Source organism: Pseudomonas sp. B7(2017), assembly GCF_002112745.1.
GTDB lineage: Bacteria > Pseudomonadota > Gammaproteobacteria > Pseudomonadales > Pseudomonadaceae > Aquipseudomonas > Aquipseudomonas ekonensis.
Genome location: NZ_NEIP01000008.1, coordinates 52850 through 70217 on the forward strand (window position 1 = coordinate 52850; position 17368 = coordinate 70217).

Consider the following 17368-nt stretch of genomic DNA (forward strand, 5'->3'; position numbering starts at 1 on the left):
GCCGGCCAAGCGATTAAGTTGTGCTCAGTCGTCGGTGCAAGTTGTTTGGCACTGATTGAATTGACGCCAGCGTAGGCGCCATTAATCAAATAAAGGGATTTTAAAATGACTGTCAGTATCTTTCTCGATAAGAAACAAAAGGAACTTCTGCATAAAAGAGCGATGGCCAAGCCACCGCTGTCGCGGCCCAAGCCGACGGGCTCTGCACCCAAGCCCCCAGTGACGTCGCCCAGCAAGCCGGTGGTCAAGCCACCTGTGTCCCCGACGAAGCCGCCGGTCAAGCCGCCTGTGCCCCCGACGAAACCGCCGGTCAAACCCACCCCCGTGAAACCCGCCCCCGTCAAGCCGGCGCCGCCGGTCAAGCCTCCCGCCAAACCTACGGTGCCGGTCAAGCCTGGGGCACCGGGCGGCAAGCCGCCAGTGGCGCCGGTCAATGCCAGGCCACCGATGCCGTGGCCGACACTGAATGTCAATGTGGATCCGGTGGCCGTGATCAATTTGATCAACGCCCTTGGCAGCCGGAAAAACCAAGATGGCTCGGTGACGCTGACCGACGGCAGTGTGGTCAACGCGCAACAGAGTGCAGTGACTCGTCCGGACGGGATCGTTCAGCACGCGGACGGACGGGTCGAGTATCCTGACGGACGAATCGTCTGGCCGGACGATACGGTTGAATATCCCGATGGACGCATTGTCTGGGCTGATGGAACAGAGCAACTTGCCGATGGCTCCATCAAATATCCGGAGGGTCTTGGTTATGACGGCTGAGGCAACTTGCTGGTTTGATTGAGCCTCTCTGTAGAGTGACTCGAAATCACAAGATACTTGGCTTTAAACCAACTAACGAGCACCGCCCGATGTAAGTTTCGGGTGGTGCTTCTTGCTTTTTGAGGCTTATTGGCCCTGCGGCATCTCGCCTTTGGCCAGGCGCCGGTTGATGTCGGCGATCACCGGGGGCAGGTCGTTGATGGTGTCGATCAGGTAGTGCGGGCGCGAACCCTCGAACAGGGCGTGGATGCGCTTGCGTTCGCTGGCGAGCGTCTGGCTGTCCAGGGCGCGGAAGCCTGCGTAGTCCAGCCCCAGCGCGTTGCCGGAGCAGGTCAGCGCCACGGTCCACATCCCGGCGCGGCGGCCCTCGAGGATGCCCGGCACGGTGTCGTCGATCTTCACGCAGGCGGCGACGTCCTCGATGCCCAGCGCGATCACGTTGGCCAGGGCCTGTGCCGGCCAAGGACGGCCGTTGGGCACTTCGTCGGTGGCCACCACGTGGTCGGCGACGTAGCCGTTGGCGGCGGCCAGGGCCGCGACCTTGTCCATCACCTGCTTCGGATAGCCGGAGCAGGAGCCGATTCGGATCCCTTGCCCGCGCAAGTGGGCGATGGTGTCCAGCGCGCCGGGGATCAGCGCCGAGTGTTCGGCGATCTTCTCGATCTGCAACGGCATGAAGCGGTTGTAGATGGCGGTCACGTCGTCGTCGGTCGGGACGCGGCCGAACGCTTTGCGATAGCGCTCGGCGACCTGCGGCAGGTCGCACAGGGTGCGGATGTGATCCCACTTGCCCATGCCCATCGGCCCGCGGGCCTCTTCGATGGAGACCTGGACGTCGAACTCGGCGAAGGCCTCGACGAAGATCTGGGTGGGGGCGAAGGAGCCGAAGTCGACCACGGTGCCGGCCCAGTCGAGGATGGCGGCTTGCAGGCGGGTTGGGGCGGTGTAGTTCATGATGGGAATCCTGTGCTGGCGTTGCGATTCAAAGGTAGGCGCGGAACCGCTCGCGATGGGGCCGGGTCAGTCGGCACCGACGGCGGATGTCGGGCCGCCATCGCGAGCAGGCTCGTGCCTGCAAGGGCGGTGGGGTGAGGGTCAGATGTCGAAGACTTCCATTTCGCGCAGCGCTTCGTCCACGGCGGCAACGGCCTCGCGCATCTGCGCCGGGGTGACATGGCCGATGCAGCCGACGCGGAACGTCTCGACCTGGGTCAGCTTGCCGGGATAGAGGATGAAACCCTTGGCCTTGACTCGTTCATAGAACGCCTGGAACCGGTAGCGCGGATCCTTCGGCGCGTGGAAGGTGGCGATGACCGGGGCCTGGATCGCGGCGGGCAGGAAACTGCGCAGGCCCAGCCCGGCCATCCCGTCCAGCAGCGCCCGGCAGTTGGCGGCGTAACGCGCATGGCGCGCCGGCAGACCGCCTTCTTCGTTGTATTGCAGCAGCGCTTCGTGCAGCGCCGCGACCACATGGGTCGGCGGGGTGAAGCGCCACTGGCCGGTTTTCATCCTGTAAACGTGCTGGTCGGCCAGATCCATCGCCAGAGAGTGGGAATTGCCGGCGGCAGCGCTCAGGGATTCCTTGCGGACGAACACAAAACCCATGCCCGGCACGCCCTCCAGGCATTTGCCGGAGGCGGCGATCAGTGCGTCGAACGGCACCTGCTGCGCGTCCACCGGCAGGGCGCCGAACGAACTCATGGCATCGACGATCAGGCGTTTGCCGTGGCGGTGCACGACGTCGGCGATGTCCGCGAGCGGGTTGAGGATGCCGGTGCTGGTTTCGCAGTGGATCAGCGCCACGTGGGTGATGGCGACGTCGGCGCGCAGCAGGCGGTCGACGTCGGCGGCGGTGGTCGGTTCGTCTTCGGCGGTTTCGAAGGTGCTGAACGGGCGGCCGAGGACTTCGCAGATCTTCGCCAGACGCTTGCCGTAAGCGCCGTTGATCAGCACCAGCACCTTGCCGTCGCGGGGCACCAGCGTGCCGATGGCGGCTTCGACGGCGAACGTGCCGCTGCCTTGCAGGGGCACGCAGTGATGCGTGTCGGCACCGTTGACGATTGCCAGCAGCTGTTCGCAGAGGCTGGCGGTCAGCCGGTTGAAGCCTTCGTCCCACGAACCCCAGTCCACCAGCAGGGCCTGGCGGGTGCGGGCCGAAGTGGTCAACGGGCCTGGGGTGAGCAGGATCGGGGCGGCGGTACTCATGGGGTGTCCTCGCGCGGGTGCTGTGGGCTGAAGCTACGGGGCATACGTTGCAATTCGGCGGCCCATCAATCAAATTGTTTGTTGTTATGCCAGTCATCAGCGAGGGTTATCCATGAACCTGTTCCAGCTCCGGGCCTTCGACGCTGTGGCCCGGGAAGGCAGTTTCACCCGGGCCGCCGCACGGCTGTTCATCAGTCAGCCGGCGGTCACCGGGCACATCAAGGCGCTGGAGGAGCACTACCAGATCACCCTGGTGCGGCGCACTGCGCGGCGGGTCGAACTGACCGAAGAGGGCACCCGGCTGGCGGCGATCACCCGGGCCATGTTCAGCCTCGCCGAGGAGGCCCAGGTGATGCTCGAAGCCAACCGCCAGTTGCTCACCGGCCGGCTGGAAGTGGCGGCGGACGGCCCGCACCTGGTCATGCCGATGCTGGCCAGGCTGCGGGAGCGTTACCCGGGAATCACGGTGAACCTGCGCCTGGGCAATGCTCAGGAAACCCTGGCCGCGTTGCTGTCCGAGCATGCCGACGTGGCGGTGCTGACCGAGGTCGAACCGCGCAAGGGCCTGCATTTGCAGGCGTTGAGCGAGTCTCGGATCTGTGCGCTGGTGCCGGCGGGGCACCCTTGGTCGGTGCGTTCGGGCGCCGTGACGCTCAAGGAGTTGGATCAGGTCATCATGGTGCTGCGGGAGCCGGGCTCGATCACCCGGCGCACTTTCGACGGCGCGTGCGCGCAGGCCTCGGTTCAGCCGCGGGTGCTGCTGGAACTGGACAGCCGCGAAGCGGTGACCGAGGCGGTGGCGGCGAACCTGGGCGTCGGCGTGGTCTCGTCGGTGGAGGTCAGCCATGACCCGCGGGTGGTGGCGCTGCCGCTGGCCGGGGACGGGCTGGAGAACCGGCACATGATCGGCTGCCTGGAGCGGCGGCGGGAACTGCGTCTGATCCAGGCGTTTCTGGCGCTCGCGCCGGCCTGAGAGAAAGCGTCGGCACCGTTCAAGAAGGCGCCGCGCGGTTGAGCAGCCAATCCAGCAGCAATCCGTCGGCCGGTGCAGGCGTGACGCAAGGCGCAGGCCGGGTGTGGCAGGCGTCCAGAAACACAATCGGCCGGTCCGGGTCGCTGTCCAGGAAACTCACCCAAACCCGGCTGCCGGCGCAGGGCAAATGTTCGCAGGCAATCTGGCCCGCGGCCGTGGCCGAAGCGATCGCCAGCCACAGGACGCCGGGTTCGGCGCCGTGGCATTGCTCAGGCCACAGGTGCACGGCCATGCACCCCTGTTCGTCCAGCTGCGCAGGCGCTCCGGGCGCACCGACGACTTGCGCCGGCTGAAACCCCGGGATACGGGGGCGGGGCCGGGTCTGGGGCGGGCGGTATTCGGTCGACCAGGGTTGCGCGGTGAAATCGTTGCGGTAATGACGGGGGAGCGACGCCGGTTGCAGGATCGACGGCTGCCGGCCTTGGTGGCGCAGTTCCGTGATGAGCCACTGTTCGTTGAAGGTGCTCATCGGGTGATCCGCCACCAGCAGCAGATGGCCGCTGCGCAGTTCGGTCGCATCGCTTTGGCCCTGGATGCAGCGGTTTGCGCAACGTTGGCGCTGCAGATGGCGACGGCTGCGTTGATCGGCATGGAGGGCCTCGGCAGACCGAGTGCCCGGCGCTGTCGGCAGGGGCGGCACCGTATGGTTGGCGGCTGCACCGTCTGAATTGCCGTGCCCCCGTTCGAGAACAGTGGGCGGCATGGGCGGGCAGACCGCGTCATGGCGTTGGAACAGAACGCGGATGGCAGAAGGGGGCGCACCGGCCTGTGCGCCGAACGCAACGGTCGCCGGCGCCGGCGGCAGGCTCAGGCTGTCGTCGGCGAACACGGCGACATGGCCGTCGCACCGGTGTTCGAAGTGAAAGTGAATGCCTTCTTCCTCGCACAGGCGCTGCAACAGCGCCAGGTCGGTTTCCTCGTACTGGATGCAGAACGGGCGCGGCGGGTACTGCCCCACCGTCATTTCCAGGCGGTAACCGGCGGCCGGCAGGCGATGCTCGGCCAACAGCCGCTCGATGATCGCCGGCACGCTGTGGTTCACGAAGACCCGACGGCGGGCCGCCTGGTCGAGCCGTTGCAGGTGCGGCACCAGCACCAGCCGATAACCGGTCTGGTGGACGGCCCGGTGTTCGCAGCCGACGCTGTGTATCGTGCCGTGGATGCCTTGGTGGTCATTGAGCCTCAGAAAGGCCGGCTGGTGCAGCAAGGCGTCGGGCGCCAGGGCCGATGTCACGCCGATGGCTTCCACCTCGAAGCGGTAGGGTTGGTTCAGCGCTTCCCGGCCGCTGAACCGCAAGACCGGCAGCGTCAGGGCGCCATCGGCCAATGTCAGGGTGAAGGGACTTTCCTTGTCGTTGTGCATGGGCGGCGATTCTGTCGAACGGTACGGGCGTGAAAGGGTACGAAACCGTGGTGCTGAATGGACATGGCAAACCGGCTTTTCCGAATCGCCCTACAAGCAGTGGTGAAGATGTCGATTCCGCCGATGGATTTTTTGGTCGATTGCCGACTTTAGGCCGTATAAACTTGGCCCCCTGCGTCGGCCAATAGATGTCTCGGCGCCACAGATCAAGAGAGTGAGTAATGGGCGCACAGTGGAAGGTTAAACACAAAGAAGCGGCAGCCAACGCCAAGGGCAAGATCTTCGGCAAACTGGTGAAGGAAATCACCATCGCTGCCCGCAACGGTGCCGATACCGCCACCAACGCACACCTGCGTCTGGTGGTCGAACAGGCCAAGAAAGCCTCGATGCCCAAGGAAACCCTGGACCGCGCCATCAAGAAAGGCGCAGGCCTGCTGGGCGAGACCGTGCAGTACCACCGCGTGACCTACGAAGGTTTCGCCCCGCACCAGGTGCCGCTGATCGTCGAGTGCGTCACCGACAACGTCAACCGCACCGTCGCGGAAATCCGCGTGGCCTTCCGCAAGGGTCAACTGGGCGCTTCCGGTTCGGTGTCGTGGGACTTCAACCATGTCGGCATGATCGAAGCGTCGCCGGACACCCCGGACGCCGATCCGGAAATGGCCGCCATCGAGGCCGGTGCCCAGGATTTCGAGCCGGCTGAAGAGGGCGCGACCCTGTTCCTGACCGATCCGACCGACCTCGACGCCGTGCAGAAAGCCCTGCCGGAGCAAGGCTTCACCGTGCTGTCGGCCAAGCTGGGCTACCAGCCGAAGAACCCGGTCAGCGGCCTGAGCGCCGAGCAGATGGCCGAAGTCGAAGCGTTCCTGGAAGGCCTCGACAACCACGACGACGTGCAGGACATGTTCGTCGGCCTGGCCGGCTGATCAGCCTGTGGCGCGGGAGCTTGCTCCCGCTCGACTGCGCAGCGGTCGCCTCTTTCCGGGACGGCCTCGCCGTCCGACGGGAGCAAGTTCCCTCGCCACACGATCAAGTGTTCACAGTTTGTCGAGCAGCGCCGTCACTTCGCTGAAGCCTGGCCGCGACAGCACGTCCGGCTGGCAGCAGCGCTGCTCCAGCGCCTGAAGCGCCGCGCGCCGTTCATCGCTCAACCCCGAGTCGATCCGCTCCAGCAATTCACCCAGCAAGATCCCGAACGAACGCACTTCGATGCGTTGCAGCGCGCGGGTCTCCAGGTTGTCCTCGGTGGCATGGAACGACGCCGCACCGAAGTCCCCCAGCAGGCAATCGCCCTGACCGTTCAACAGAATGTTGTGCCCGTAGAGGTCGCCATGGGTGATGCCGTGCCCGTGCAGATGCTCGGCCACCGATGCGATGCCGCGGGCGACCCGCAGGGCGGCGTCGGCATGGAATCGGCAGTCGTCGGCATACACGTCCCGCGAGCAGGACGCCAGGCTCGGCAAGGCGGCCAGGTTGCGGTAGTGCGGATCGATCAGTTGCATCACCAGCCCTTGCGCACCTTCCGGATGGTGGCCGATGCGCCCTTCGACGCGGATCAGGTTCGGGTGTCGGCCGGCGGTGATGCAGGCGTTCATCTCATGCAGCGGCGAGCCGTCGCTGGTCATTTCCCCTTTGTAGAGCTTGACCGCCACCGGCGTGTCCGACTGACCGTCACGTTGCCAGAGCGCCCGTGAGATGACCCCTGAAGCGCCTTCGCCGAGCTTGTGCTCAAGGCGCAGCGCCGACCAGTCGATCACCGGCGTTGCGTCGAGCGCGGCCGAGTCCGCCTCGGTCTCCAGCGGATTGCCGGCGTAGGCCAGCCAGGTCAGGGCCGGCAGGGTCAGCAGCCATTGCGGCAGTTCGGTGAAGCGGTTGGCGGCGATGCGAATCAGCTCCAGCCGATGGCAGGCCTGCATGCTCGACGGCAGTCGGGTGAGGCGGTTGCCGGCCAGCAACAGTTTCTGCAGCGCGGGCCGCTCGCCCAGCTCGTCCGGCAGGGTCTCGATGCGGTTGTCGGTGAGGATCAGCCAGCGCAGGTTCGGCGGCAGCGCCGCGCCCGGCACATGGGTGATGCGGTTGGCCTTGAAGCCGACCATCGACAGGGTGTCGCAGCGGCCGACGCAGGCCGGCAGCTCGGTGAAGCGGTTGTCGGAGCAGAACAGGATCCGCAGGCGGTGCAGGCGGTGCAGGTCGTCCGGCAGGCTGCTCAAGGCATTGCCGCTGAGGTTGAGCACCTCCAGGCTGTCCGCCAGCTCGAAGATCTCGCGGGGAAATTCGGTCAGGCCTTCGCAAAGGTCCAGCCGGGTGATGCCCGACAACTCGCCGGCGCGCAATTGAGCAAGGGTGTGCATGAACAGTTCCGCTTTGAGAGGGAAGGCGCGCGGGGCACCGGAAATGGGCGACATGATAACGGCAGATCGGAACCGGCGCAGTGTTGTGGCTCATGAAGCTTCCCTGTGGGAGCCAGCCTGCTGGCGATGGCGACCTGTCTGGCGCATCGATGCCGAACTTGTCGCCGTTTTCGCGGGCAAGTCCGCTCATGCAAGGGAACCTGCTCCGCTCAGGCGGGATCGTGCACTTCCGACAGCTGCCCCAGCCGGCTGCGGGTGCGGGCCAGGTCGGTGGCGTGGCCGCCGAGGCTTTCGCGCAGGGGCAGGCTTCCCAGCAGCGTCAGGTGCTTGTCTTGGTCGTAGAGCACGTCGATCAGGTTGATGAAGCGCTGCTGGGCTGCGATGGAGCATTCGCCCAGCTCCGGCAGGTCGTCGATGATCCAGTGGTCGAAGCGCCGGCACAGCTCCAGGTAGTCCATGACCGCCGTGGGCTGTTCGCACAGGTCGCTGAAGGTGAAGCCGACGCGGCGCCGGTCCAGCAGCCAGGCCCGGACGTGCCGGCTGCCCACCGCCAATGGCTGCGGCTTGGCGTCGCGCGGCGGCAGGCCCAGGCGTTCGCGCTGCGCCGGGGTCGCCGGCCAGACGTAATGGCCTTGGGTGAATATCTGATGCGCGTGCTGACGGGCCTGGCTGCGGTAATCATGGGGGCCGCCGACTTCCATGACCTGCATGCGCGCGTTGATCAGATCGATCACCGGCTTGAACCGGGCGTGGTACAGCGGGTTGGGCAGCAAGCCTTCGGGCGGGTAGTTGGACGTCACCAGCAGCACGGTGCCGCGTTCGAACAGGGCCTTGAACAAACGGGCGATGAGCATCGCATCGCCGATGTCGTGCACATGGAATTCGTCGAAGCACACCACCCGGCAACCGTGCAGCAGGTCGTCCAGGGTGGCGGCCAGGGCGTCGTCCTGCGCGCGGTGGCTGAACATGCCTTGATGCAGTTGCGCGAAGAATTCATGGAAGTGCAGGCGCCGCTTGCGTTCGGTCGGCAGCGCCTGGAAGAAACCGTCGAGCAGCCAGCTCTTGCCGCGCCCCACGGCGCCGTGGAGGTACAGGCTGGGCGGGGTCTGCGCGGTCGCGCCGAGCAACAGGCCCGCTTGCCGCGCCATGCAGTCGATGACCCGCTGCTGGCTGTGGCTGAGGGTATAGCCCTGGCCGTGGGCCTTGTGCCGGAAGTAGTCGCGGATCGCCTGGGCACCGGCGCAATGGCCGGCACCGGCCGGGGCACCCTTGCCGAACAAGCGGCGCAGCGCCGACCAGCGATGGGTCAGGCGCGGGCGTTCGGGCGGTTGGGCGGACACTGTGGGGGCTCTCCGTGGTCAGGCCGGCTCCCCGAGCTCGGCGGCGTAGTGTAACCAGACGGGTAGTTTGCCTTCCACCACGGTTCATCGGCGCAACGCCGATGTTGGACAGCATCTTGCGGCGGGTACAGGTTTTCATAGCGGCAACTGTCGACCGTTCGCCAATCTTTCGAAACAAATCCCGTCAGAACGCTGGATCCAATCGACTGGCGGAATCGTCGTCCATTGCTAACCTTCAACACAGTTGCGACGCACAGGTCGCGTACAGGGATCAGGGCCGTGAAGGCAGCACTGAAGACGGCATGGAAAACGATCGCGTTGTGGGCACTGGCGGCGCCGCTGCCAGCCGCCGACCTGCAGGTCGAGGTGCGGGTCGACGTGCAGCGCGGTTGCCGCCTGATCGGCCAGCCACGCGAGGCAGGCATCGGCCAAGCGGGTGTGCTGGACTTCGGCAGCACCGCACGCCTGGACGATCCGGCGGGGCCGCTGGGGGCTGCGCTCGCCGACCGGCGATTGCCGCGGCTGGAATGCAACCCGGACACGCCGTACCAGATCCGCATCGACGGGGGGCTCCATGGCGGCGTCGGCGACGTGCGCTACCTGGCAGGGACATCGGGCGGCAAACCCATCCCTTATCGCCTGTACCGGGATGCCGCACGGCAAGTGCCGCTGGGTGTGAACGTGCCGCTCGGCGGGCGGGTGCCGGACAGCGGCACGGTGGAGCTTCCGCTGTATGCGCGGATAGAACGGCTGGCGGAGGTGCCGCGGGTCAGTCGCTATTCGGATCTGATCAAGGTGACGGTCACCTGGTAGGCGACGGTCCGCAGCAGGACAACCGGTAAAGGGCCCGACGGATTCGGGTGCGAAGGGAAGGGCGCTCAAGGTCGGGCGCGGTGATGAAACCACCTGAAGGAGTAGGGACGCACGCGATGACAAGCAAGCACTGGCTGATGGTGGCCGCAGGCGGGTTGCTGTGGCTCGCCGAGGATGCGCAGGCGGTGGTCAGCGGGCAGATCCATGCGCGGCTGACCCTGATCGCCGGTTGCGAGGTGACCAACGCCGCGAGCCCCGGCGGCCCCGCCGACGGTTTCGGCTCGCTGGACTTCGGCCGGCAGGGGCCGACCTGGGACGCCCCGCTCAAGGCCAGCATCGACCAGCAGGGCAGCGGTCGGCTCAATGTCGCCTGCAACCCCTCGGTGACCGGCTTCACCGTGACCATCGACGGCGGTGCCCACGGCGACGGCAATACCCGGCGCTTGAGCAACGGCCGTCAGACCATTCCCTATCAACTGTTCCTCGATGCCTCGGGCCACCAGAGCTACAGCATCGGCCAACAACACAATTTCGCTGTCACCAGCGGTGCGCAGATACCCATCCCGGTGTTTGGCTCGGTGGTGGCGAACACCCGTGCGCTGCCTGCCGGTGTCTATACCGACACCCTGACGGTGACGCTCGACTGGTAAACCGTAGAGGAAGGACACCATGCGTACGTTTGCATCAAGGATAGGCCTGTCGCTGCTCGGCCTGACGCTGGCCTCCAGCGCCGGCGCCGCCACCACGGTCACCGGTCAGATCACCTCCAGCCTGATCCTGATCAGCAGCTGCCAGGTGAACGGCTCGGGCGGTTCGTCCGGCCTGAACTTCGGCGCCCTGAACTTCGGCACCAGCAACAGCCTGTTCACCACCGCCACCGGGCAGGTGCTGGGCGGCGGGGGCGGTGCGTTGTCGATCCTCTGTTCGGCCGGCACCACGCCGGTGGTCAAGGTGCGGGCCGGCGCCCACGACGGGCAGTCCGCCGGGGGAACGCGGGCGCTGTACGACGGCGTCGCCAACTACGTGCCCTACGACCTGTACACCGACGCGGGGCATTCGCAGTTGCTGGCCATCGACGGCACCATCAACCTCGCCGCCAGCACTGGCGTGGCCCAGACCGTGAACATCTACGGTCAGGCGGTGGGCAAGGCCGGACTGCCGGCGGGCACCTACACCGACACCATTTCCGTCGAACTGACGTTCTAGCCCATGGGCCGGCAGGGCTGGACGGCACTGCTCCTGCTCTGCGGGTGCGGCGTGCCGTTGCCGTTGGCGGCGGTGACCAGCCAGAGCTTCCAGGTCAGCGCCACGGTGACGCCGGGCTGCCTGGTGGTGGGCGGCGTGTCGAACTACGGCGCCTTGAATTTCGGTTCGAGTTCGGCCCTGGCCACCGGCACGGTGCAGGTGGCGCTGACGGGGGGCGTGCAGTTGCAGTGCACGCCGGGGGTGGCGCTGAACATGACCGTCGACGGTGGGCTGTACAGCAGCGGCGGGCGCAACCTGCAGCTCAACAGCGGCAGTGCGCGGGTGGCCTACTCGCTGTTTCGCGATGCCGCCTACAGCCAGAGCCTGGGCATCGGTCAGAGCGTGGCGGTGACCTACAGCGACGCGAACAACATCAGCCTGCCGATCTACGGCCGGGTGCAATTGCCGGGCAATCAGCCTGGGGGGACTTACAGCGACGTGCTGCAGGTGCAGCTGTCGTGGTGACACGGCGTTCGGACGGCCGACAAGGAGCAGTCACATGGGGGCATTCACGTCACGGCATCGGTTTTGGGTGATGCCGCTGCTGGCATTGGCCGCGGCGCTCAAGGCGCAGGCCGCCAGTTCGGTGCTGATCTGGCCCATCGACCCGGTGCTGGAGGCCGATCAGCAGGCCAGCGCGCTGTGGCTGGAAAACCGCGGCAATGAAACCGCCAACCTGCAGATCCGCGTGTTCGGCTGGAGCCAGAGCGGGTTCGAGGAGCAGTACCGCAACCAGCGCGAAGTGATCGGCAGCCCGCCGGTGGCGAAGATCGAACCGGGGCAGAAGCAACTGGTGCGCCTGACCCGCACCCAGGACGTCCCGCCCGGTCAGGAGCTGGCGTACCGGATCATCATCGACGAAATCCCGTCGGCCTTGCCGCCCGCTGCCGAAGACGGCAAGACCGCGGCGGCGATCCGCTTTCAGATGCGTTACTCGGTGCCGCTGTTCGCCTACGGCGCCGGATTGTGGAGCAAGGAGGACAGCACGCGCCAGCGCGACCCCAAGGGCATCGGCGTGCCGCAGTTGAGCTGGCGCACGGTGGCGGTGGACGGCCGGCCTTTCGTGGAGGTGCGCAACCAGGGAGCGGTGCATGCGCGGTTGACCGATGTGGCGTTGCGTCAGGGCGGGCAAAGCAGGGCCTTGGCCGAAGGGCTGTTGGGCTATGTGTTGCCCGGTGCCGTGATGCGCTGGCCGGCACCGGTGCCGCCGGGAGGGGAGGCGGCGTTGCAGGTGCGCGTCAATGGTGCGACGCAGGTGCAGAGCATCGCCCCGACGCGGTAGCGGGCCGGTGGGGTGAGTGAAATCCGTTACGGGATGTGGCGGTATCAGGAGGAACCAGTCCATTGATGGACGTGAAGCGCGAATGAGTCCGGGATGGGCTCGACGTATCCTGCGTCCGTTGTGGCTCATGACCGGCGCGTGTTGCCTGGTGTTCGTTGATCTGGCCGGGGCCGGCGAACTGCCGCCGCCTCCCAGCGGCATGGAGGCCGTGAGCGATGCGCAGCTGTTTCTGGATCTGGTGGTGAACCGGATGAACACCGGACGGGTGGTGGCGGTCGAGCAGCGCGGCGGGCGTTTGTACGTGCCGGTCGCGACGCTGCGCGAGACCGGCATGGACCTGCCGCAAGGGCTGGGCACCGAGGTCGACCTCGACGGCTTGCCGGGGCTGCACAGCGAATACGACAGCGCCGGCCAGCGGTTGCTGCTCGACGTGCCGCCGGACTGGCTGCCGGAGCAATTCGTGGGCAACCGCCAAGCCTACCCGCGCACCCCGGCGCTGAGCAGTTTCGGGGCGCTGTTCAACTACGACCTGTACCTCAACGACACTGACGACGCCGGCACTTACCTGGCGGCGTGGAACGAAGTGCGGGTGTTCGACAGTTGGGGCACGTTGTCCAACACCGGGCAGTACCGGCGCACGCTGTCGGGCGATGCGGTGGGTTCCCTGGACAACGGTTACCTGCGCTACGACACCGCCTGGCGCTATTCCGACGACGACCGGATGCTGACCTACGAAGCCGGCGACGTGGTCAGCGGCGCGTTGCCCTGGAGCAGTTCCGTGCGCCTGGGCGGCGTTCAGTTCTCCAGGGATTTCGCCGTGCGCCCGGACCTGGTGACCTACCCGCTGCCGCAGTTCGCCGGCGAGGCGGCGGTGCCGTCCTCGGTGGACCTGTTCATCAACGGCTACAAATCCAGCAGCGCCGACCTGCAGCCGGGGCCGTACACCCTGACCAACATTCCGTTCATCAACGGTGCGGGCGAGGCGGTGGTGGTGACCACCGATGCCCTGGGCCGGCAGGTCTCGACCACCGTGCCGTTCTATGTCACCAGCAGCCTGCTGCAGAAGGGCCTCAGTGATTTCTCGGTGTCCGCCGGCACCTTGCGCCGTGATTACGGCCTGAAGGATTTCAGCTACGGGCCGGGCGTGACCTCGGGCAGCCTGCGGTATGGCGTCAGTGACGCGTTCACCCTGGAAAGCCATGCCGAAGCCGCCGAGGCGCTGACGCTGGGCGGCGTCGGCGGCAACCTTCGGCTGGGCAACTTCGGGGTGCTCAACACGGCGGTCAGCCAAAGCCGGTTCGACGGCGACACCGGCCAGCAATTGAGCGTGGGCTACCAGTACAGCAGCCAGCGCTACAGCTTTTCCTGGCAACGGCTGCAACGCCGCGACCGGTACGCCGACCTGAGCGTGATCGACACCCCTTACGCCAGCCTGAGCCGGCGCAGCGAACAGGCGACCCTGAGCGTCAACCTGGAGCGCTGGGGCAGCCTCGGCGCCGGGTATTTCGACATCCGCGCGGCGGACGACACACGTACCCGGTTGCTCAACCTGACGTGGAGCAAGCCGCTGTGGCGCAACAGCAGTTTCTATCTGTCGGCCAACCGCGAGATCGGCGACAGCAACTGGGCGGTGCAGGCGCAATTGGTGATCCCGTTCGACCTGTACGGCAGCCTGGCGGTCAGCAGCGAGCGCAGCAAGACCGGGCAGTCGCAGCAACGGGTCAACTTCAGCCGCGCGGTGCCGATCGAGGGCGGCGTGGGCTTCAACCTCGGCTACGCCAGGGGCGACGGCGCCGATTACCGGCAGGCGGACCTGACCTGGCGCCTGCAGTCGGTGCAGTTGCAGGCCGGGGTCTACGGCACGTCCGAGGCCGAGACCCGCTGGGCCGATGCCAGCGGGTCGCTGGTGTGGATGGACCACCAGGTGTTCGCCGCCAACCGCATCGACGATGCGTTCGTGGTGGTCAGCACCGACGGTTTCGCCGACATTCCGGTGCGCTACGAAAATCAGCAGGTCGGCCGCACCGACCGCAACGGCCACCTGCTGGTGCCGTGGAGCAGCGCCTACTACCGCGGCAAGTACGAAATCGACCCGTTGAACCTGCCGGCCAACGTGCGCAGCCCGAATGTCGAGCAGCGCATCGCCGTACGCCGGGGCAGCGGCTATCTGCTGGAGTTCCCGCTGAGCCGGGTGGTCGCCGCGAGCGTCGTGCTGGTGGACGCGCAGCAGCGCGAGCTGCCGCTGGGCAGCGGCGTGCTGCATGAGCAGAGCGGCGCCCGCACGGTGGTCGGCTGGGACGGGCTGGTGTACCTGGAGAACCTGTCGGCGGAGAACTCGCTGCACGTGACGCTGGCGGGCGGCAAGACCTGCAAGGCGCAGTTCGGCGTGGACGTGAACCAGGATCAGGTGCCGCTGATCGGCCCGCTGGTGTGCCAATGAGCGGCGCGCGGATCTGCCTGTGGCTGGCGCTGATGCTGCCGGGCGTGGCCCACGCGTTGTGTTCGGTGGTCAGCACCGTCCCGGTGGCGTTCGGCACGGTCAGTTCGATTTCCGTGCGCACCACGTCGCAGCCGGGCTCGACCTTGAACGCCGGCCTGAGTTGCACCGGTTCGCTGCTGTCGCTGCTGGCCAGCAACGATCATTTCTGGGCAACGGTCACCTCGACCCAGAGCGGCCTGCTCGGACCCACCGGCGATGTCATCGGCTACACAATCTACGCCAACAACAGCACCAGTTACCCGTTGACCCGCGGCACTGCCTACGACTTCGCCCGCAACGGCATCATCGATGCCCTCGGCCTGCTCAACGGCACGACGCCCAAGACCGTGCCGCTGTATTTCGGCACGACGATCGGCAGCAACGTCGCGGCGGGGACGTACAGCGAGACCCTGAGCATCTTCTGGAGCTGGAACTACTGCTCCGGCATCGGCATCGGCGGCCTCTGCCTGGGGCGCGACATCGCCAGCGGCACCACCACGCTGACGGTGAACATGACCGTGGCCAACGACTGCACCATCACCGCGCCGAACATCGCCTTCGGCAGCGCGCCGGTGGTCAGCGCCTTTGCCCCGGTGACCGGGCAGACCATCAACCTGGCCTGCACCAAGGGCAGCGCTTACACCGTGGGCCTGAGCGACGGGCAGAACCCGGTCAGCGCCGGCGGGCGGCGGCGGATGGTCTCAGGCGGCAACTACCTGGCCTACGACATCTTCAAGAGCGCCGGCACCACCCGCTGGGGCAGCGTCGGCGCCGCCCGCCGGGCCAGCAGCGACGCCGAGGTCAATCCCGGCAACGGGCTGGGCACCGGCAGCCAGGTCTTCAACTACAACGCCAAGGTCTACACCGACCAGACCACGCCGCCGGCCGGGACGTACCTGGACAATGTGGTGCTGGATGTGGGGTTCTGAATCGGGGGGATTTTGCGGGCGTCGGCCGGCGATGGGGCAGGTGCCGGGGTGTCGGGCTCATCGCCAGCAGGCTGGCTCCCACAGGATTTGCGGTGATCTGCCATTTCCTCAGACACCACCAATGCCTGTGGGAGCCAGCCTGCTGGCGATGGCGTCGGTGAAGGCGCCGCCAGGATACGTTCAGAAGGGCAGCGACTGCTTGAGCAACGGCGCCCCTGGTGTGTCGGTCGGGCTGACCATCGCGTAGTTGTAGCCGTCGCCGGACCAATAGTCCGCGCGCAGCTCGCCGTCGCTGCGGCTGCCACGGGGCAGGAACGTGTTTTTCGGGCCCGGCGGGCGCAGGTAGAAACTGACCTTGTGACCGCTGGCGTCCTCGTACATCACCATCGCCGCAGGACCCTCGTCGGTACTGAGCAAGCGGCCGCTGACCGGCCGGAAACCGGCCGCCGACAGATCCGGCAAACGGCTGGCGCGGGCGAAGTAACGGTCGAGCCACTCCTGCATGCTCCTGTCGTCGGCCACGGTGTAGTCCGCCGGCAGCAGGCCTTGCTGGGCGATGAGGCGATAGGCCTGCAAGGCGTCGGTCATGGGCGCGGGGACGTGCACCAGGGTCATTTGCCGGGCCTGCCAGCCGCCGAAGCCGCCTACACCCACAGCGAGCATCAAGACGGCGGCACTGGCCCAGCGGCGCTGGGCGTTGCGCTTGAGCCGCTGGCGGATGGCCAACGGGTCGAGCTGCGCATTGGCCGGTTGCTGCAGCGCGCCGCTCAGGGCCGCCCGCAGGTGCTGGGCATCCGTTTGCCAGGCGCGCACTTGTGCGGCTTCGTCCGGGTGGCTGGCGAGCCAGGTTTCCAGCTGTTGCCGGTCGGCGTCGCTGAGCTGGCGGTCGACATAGGCGTGAAGGTCACGCTCGCTGGGGGGCAGACTGATCATTTGAGTATCCGCAGGGAAGGGCTGCTGATTTCGCCGTCGCTGAGCTGGCGCAAGGCCTGGCGGGCGCGGGACAGGCGGGACATCACGGTGCCGATGGGGACGTCGAGGACTTCGGCGGCCTCCTTGTAGCTCAAGCCCTCCACCGACACCATCAGCAGCAGGGCGCGCTGCTCGGCGGGCAGGCGGTCGAAGGCCTGCAGGGTGGAGCGGGCGATCACCGTGCGCTCCACCGAAGGTTCGGCGTCGTCGCGGCCGGTGAAGAATTCGAGCATGCGGGCATAGCGCCGCGAACGCCGGTGGGCATCGAGAAACTGACGGTAGAGGATCGCGAACAGCCAGGCGCGCAGGTCGCCGTCCGGGCGCTTGTCCCGCCAGCCCGACAGGGCCCGCTCCAGGCTGGCCTGCACCAGGTCGTCGGCGCTGGCGGCTTCATGCGTCAGCGAGACGGCAAAGCGCCGCAATCGGGGGAGCAGTTCGCGCAGCTGTTCGTCGAATGTGTTCATGGAGGGTGCAAGCTCTAGGCCGGAGGCGGCATCGACAGGAAGACGCCGCCCGGGGCCCGTTATTCCATTCCTGTGAAGGATGTTTTTACCAGCTTTGTAGGACAGTTCATCGCGTTTTGTCATC

The 17368-nt window shown here is 66.8% G+C and carries 17 protein-coding genes; 10 read left to right on the forward strand and 7 right to left on the reverse strand.

Going from position 1 to position 17368, the window contains the following annotated elements:
- The first annotated feature begins 105 nt into the window (after positions 1–105).
- Complete coding sequence (locus CAG29_RS28270) at positions 106–768, forward strand: hypothetical protein (protein ID WP_139831502.1); 663 nt, start codon at positions 106–108, stop codon at positions 766–768.
- Between the two features lie 126 nt (positions 769–894).
- Here CAG29_RS28270 and phnX read toward each other — a convergent pair whose 3' ends face one another.
- Positions 895–1722, reverse strand: a complete 828-nt coding sequence (gene phnX, locus CAG29_RS16425) for a phosphonoacetaldehyde hydrolase (RefSeq protein ID WP_085656395.1) — start codon at positions 1720–1722, stop codon at positions 895–897.
- A 141-nt stretch (positions 1723–1863) separates the two neighbouring features.
- Positions 1864–2973 carry a 2-aminoethylphosphonate--pyruvate transaminase gene (locus CAG29_RS16430; protein ID WP_085694819.1) on the reverse strand — a complete coding sequence of 370 codons (1110 nt, stop codon included), beginning with the start codon at positions 2971–2973 and terminating at the stop codon, positions 1864–1866.
- A gap of 112 nt (positions 2974–3085) precedes the next feature.
- Here CAG29_RS16430 and CAG29_RS16435 point away from each other — a divergent pair, with 112 nt between their 5' ends.
- The gene (locus CAG29_RS16435) at positions 3086–3946 is read left to right on the forward strand and encodes a LysR substrate-binding domain-containing protein (protein WP_085579669.1); all 861 of its coding nucleotides are present in this window, start codon (positions 3086–3088) and stop codon (positions 3944–3946) included.
- Between the two features lie 19 nt (positions 3947–3965).
- On the opposite strand, the gene CAG29_RS16440 is transcribed toward CAG29_RS16435, so the two are convergent.
- Entirely contained in the window at positions 3966–5369 is a 1404-nt protein-coding gene (locus CAG29_RS16440) for a type VI secretion system Vgr family protein (RefSeq protein ID WP_085637706.1), read from the reverse strand.
- A gap of 221 nt (positions 5370–5590) precedes the next feature.
- On the opposite strand from CAG29_RS16440, the gene CAG29_RS16445 reads away from it, so the two are divergent.
- Positions 5591–6295 (forward strand): YebC/PmpR family DNA-binding transcriptional regulator, encoded by a 705-nt coding sequence (locus CAG29_RS16445; protein ID WP_085579673.1) that lies wholly within the window; start codon positions 5591–5593, stop codon positions 6293–6295.
- Between the two features lie 111 nt (positions 6296–6406).
- On the opposite strand, the gene CAG29_RS16450 is transcribed toward CAG29_RS16445, so the two are convergent.
- Both CAG29_RS16450 and zapE read right to left on the reverse strand, forming a co-directional pair.
- On the reverse strand, positions 6407–7720 hold the full coding sequence (locus tag CAG29_RS16450; protein ID WP_085694820.1) for a leucine-rich repeat-containing protein kinase family protein: 1314 nt from the start codon (positions 7718–7720) through the stop codon (positions 6407–6409).
- A gap of 209 nt (positions 7721–7929) precedes the next feature.
- On the reverse strand, positions 7930–9060 hold the full coding sequence (zapE, locus tag CAG29_RS16455) for a cell division protein ZapE (RefSeq protein ID WP_085579677.1): 1131 nt from the start codon (positions 9058–9060) through the stop codon (positions 7930–7932).
- A gap of 279 nt (positions 9061–9339) precedes the next feature.
- On the opposite strand from zapE, the gene CAG29_RS16460 reads away from it, so the two are divergent.
- The 7 genes from CAG29_RS16460 (at position 9340) to CAG29_RS16490 (ending at position 15808) form a co-directional block, all read left to right on the forward strand.
- Positions 9340–9873: a spore coat U domain-containing protein gene (locus CAG29_RS16460; protein ID WP_371857679.1), complete on the forward strand. Its 534-nt coding sequence runs from the start codon at positions 9340–9342 to the stop codon at positions 9871–9873.
- A 116-nt stretch (positions 9874–9989) separates the two neighbouring features.
- Positions 9990–10523: a spore coat U domain-containing protein gene (locus CAG29_RS16465; RefSeq protein WP_085694821.1), complete on the forward strand. Its 534-nt coding sequence runs from the start codon at positions 9990–9992 to the stop codon at positions 10521–10523.
- A gap of 19 nt (positions 10524–10542) precedes the next feature.
- Positions 10543–11079 (forward strand): spore coat protein U domain-containing protein, encoded by a 537-nt coding sequence (locus CAG29_RS16470; RefSeq protein ID WP_085579681.1) that lies wholly within the window; start codon positions 10543–10545, stop codon positions 11077–11079.
- Between the two features lie 3 nt (positions 11080–11082).
- The gene (locus CAG29_RS16475) at positions 11083–11583 is read left to right on the forward strand and encodes a spore coat U domain-containing protein (protein ID WP_085579683.1); all 501 of its coding nucleotides are present in this window, start codon (positions 11083–11085) and stop codon (positions 11581–11583) included.
- A 34-nt stretch (positions 11584–11617) separates the two neighbouring features.
- Complete coding sequence (locus tag CAG29_RS16480) at positions 11618–12400, forward strand: molecular chaperone (RefSeq protein ID WP_085656393.1); 783 nt, start codon at positions 11618–11620, stop codon at positions 12398–12400.
- An 82-nt stretch (positions 12401–12482) separates the two neighbouring features.
- Positions 12483–14840 (forward strand): fimbria/pilus outer membrane usher protein, encoded by a 2358-nt coding sequence (locus CAG29_RS16485; RefSeq protein WP_085694822.1) that lies wholly within the window; start codon positions 12483–12485, stop codon positions 14838–14840.
- Positions 14837–15808, forward strand: coding sequence for a spore coat U domain-containing protein (locus tag CAG29_RS16490; RefSeq protein ID WP_085637700.1), 972 nt, complete (start codon positions 14837–14839; stop codon positions 15806–15808). Before CAG29_RS16485 ends, CAG29_RS16490 begins: the two co-directional genes overlap by 4 nt.
- Before the next feature lie 180 nt (positions 15809–15988).
- On the opposite strand, the gene CAG29_RS16495 is transcribed toward CAG29_RS16490, so the two are convergent.
- On the reverse strand, positions 15989–16741 hold the full coding sequence (locus CAG29_RS16495) for an anti-sigma factor (RefSeq protein ID WP_085637696.1): 753 nt from the start codon (positions 16739–16741) through the stop codon (positions 15989–15991).
- A complete protein-coding gene (locus CAG29_RS16500) occupies positions 16738–17244 on the reverse strand; it encodes an RNA polymerase sigma factor (protein ID WP_085579693.1) in 507 nt (168 codons plus the stop codon). The genes CAG29_RS16495 and CAG29_RS16500 overlap by 4 nt, the downstream gene beginning before the upstream one ends.
- Positions 17245–17368: the final 124 nt, after the last annotated feature.

Excerpts from the sequence above, each read along its gene's own strand:
- CAG29_RS16470 (WP_085579681.1), top strand. The coding sequence starts at position 10,543 with ATGCGTACGTTTGCATCAAGGATAGGCCTGTCGCTGCTCGGCCTGACG.
- CAG29_RS28270 (WP_139831502.1), top strand. The coding sequence starts at position 106 with ATGACTGTCAGTATCTTTCTCGATAAGAAACAAAAGGAACTTCTGCAT.
- CAG29_RS16465 (WP_085694821.1), top strand. The coding sequence starts at position 9,990 with ATGACAAGCAAGCACTGGCTGATGGTGGCCGCAGGCGGGTTGCTGTGG.
- CAG29_RS16490 (WP_085637700.1), top strand. The coding sequence starts at position 14,837 with ATGAGCGGCGCGCGGATCTGCCTGTGGCTGGCGCTGATGCTGCCGGGC.
- CAG29_RS16440 (WP_085637706.1), bottom strand. The coding sequence starts at position 5,369 with ATGCACAACGACAAGGAAAGTCCCTTCACCCTGACATTGGCCGATGGC.
- CAG29_RS16485 (WP_085694822.1), top strand. The coding sequence starts at position 12,483 with ATGAGTCCGGGATGGGCTCGACGTATCCTGCGTCCGTTGTGGCTCATG.
- CAG29_RS16475 (WP_085579683.1), top strand. The coding sequence starts at position 11,083 with ATGGGCCGGCAGGGCTGGACGGCACTGCTCCTGCTCTGCGGGTGCGGC.
- CAG29_RS16495 (WP_085637696.1), bottom strand. The coding sequence starts at position 16,741 with ATGATCAGTCTGCCCCCCAGCGAGCGTGACCTTCACGCCTATGTCGAC.
- CAG29_RS16435 (WP_085579669.1), top strand. The coding sequence starts at position 3,086 with ATGAACCTGTTCCAGCTCCGGGCCTTCGACGCTGTGGCCCGGGAAGGC.
- CAG29_RS16500 (WP_085579693.1), bottom strand. The coding sequence starts at position 17,244 with ATGAACACATTCGACGAACAGCTGCGCGAACTGCTCCCCCGATTGCGG.
- CAG29_RS16450 (WP_085694820.1), bottom strand. The coding sequence starts at position 7,720 with ATGCACACCCTTGCTCAATTGCGCGCCGGCGAGTTGTCGGGCATCACC.
- CAG29_RS16430 (WP_085694819.1), bottom strand. The coding sequence starts at position 2,973 with ATGAGTACCGCCGCCCCGATCCTGCTCACCCCAGGCCCGTTGACCACT.
- phnX (WP_085656395.1), bottom strand. The coding sequence starts at position 1,722 with ATGAACTACACCGCCCCAACCCGCCTGCAAGCCGCCATCCTCGACTGG.
- CAG29_RS16480 (WP_085656393.1), top strand. The coding sequence starts at position 11,618 with ATGGGGGCATTCACGTCACGGCATCGGTTTTGGGTGATGCCGCTGCTG.
- CAG29_RS16445 (WP_085579673.1), top strand. The coding sequence starts at position 5,591 with ATGGGCGCACAGTGGAAGGTTAAACACAAAGAAGCGGCAGCCAACGCC.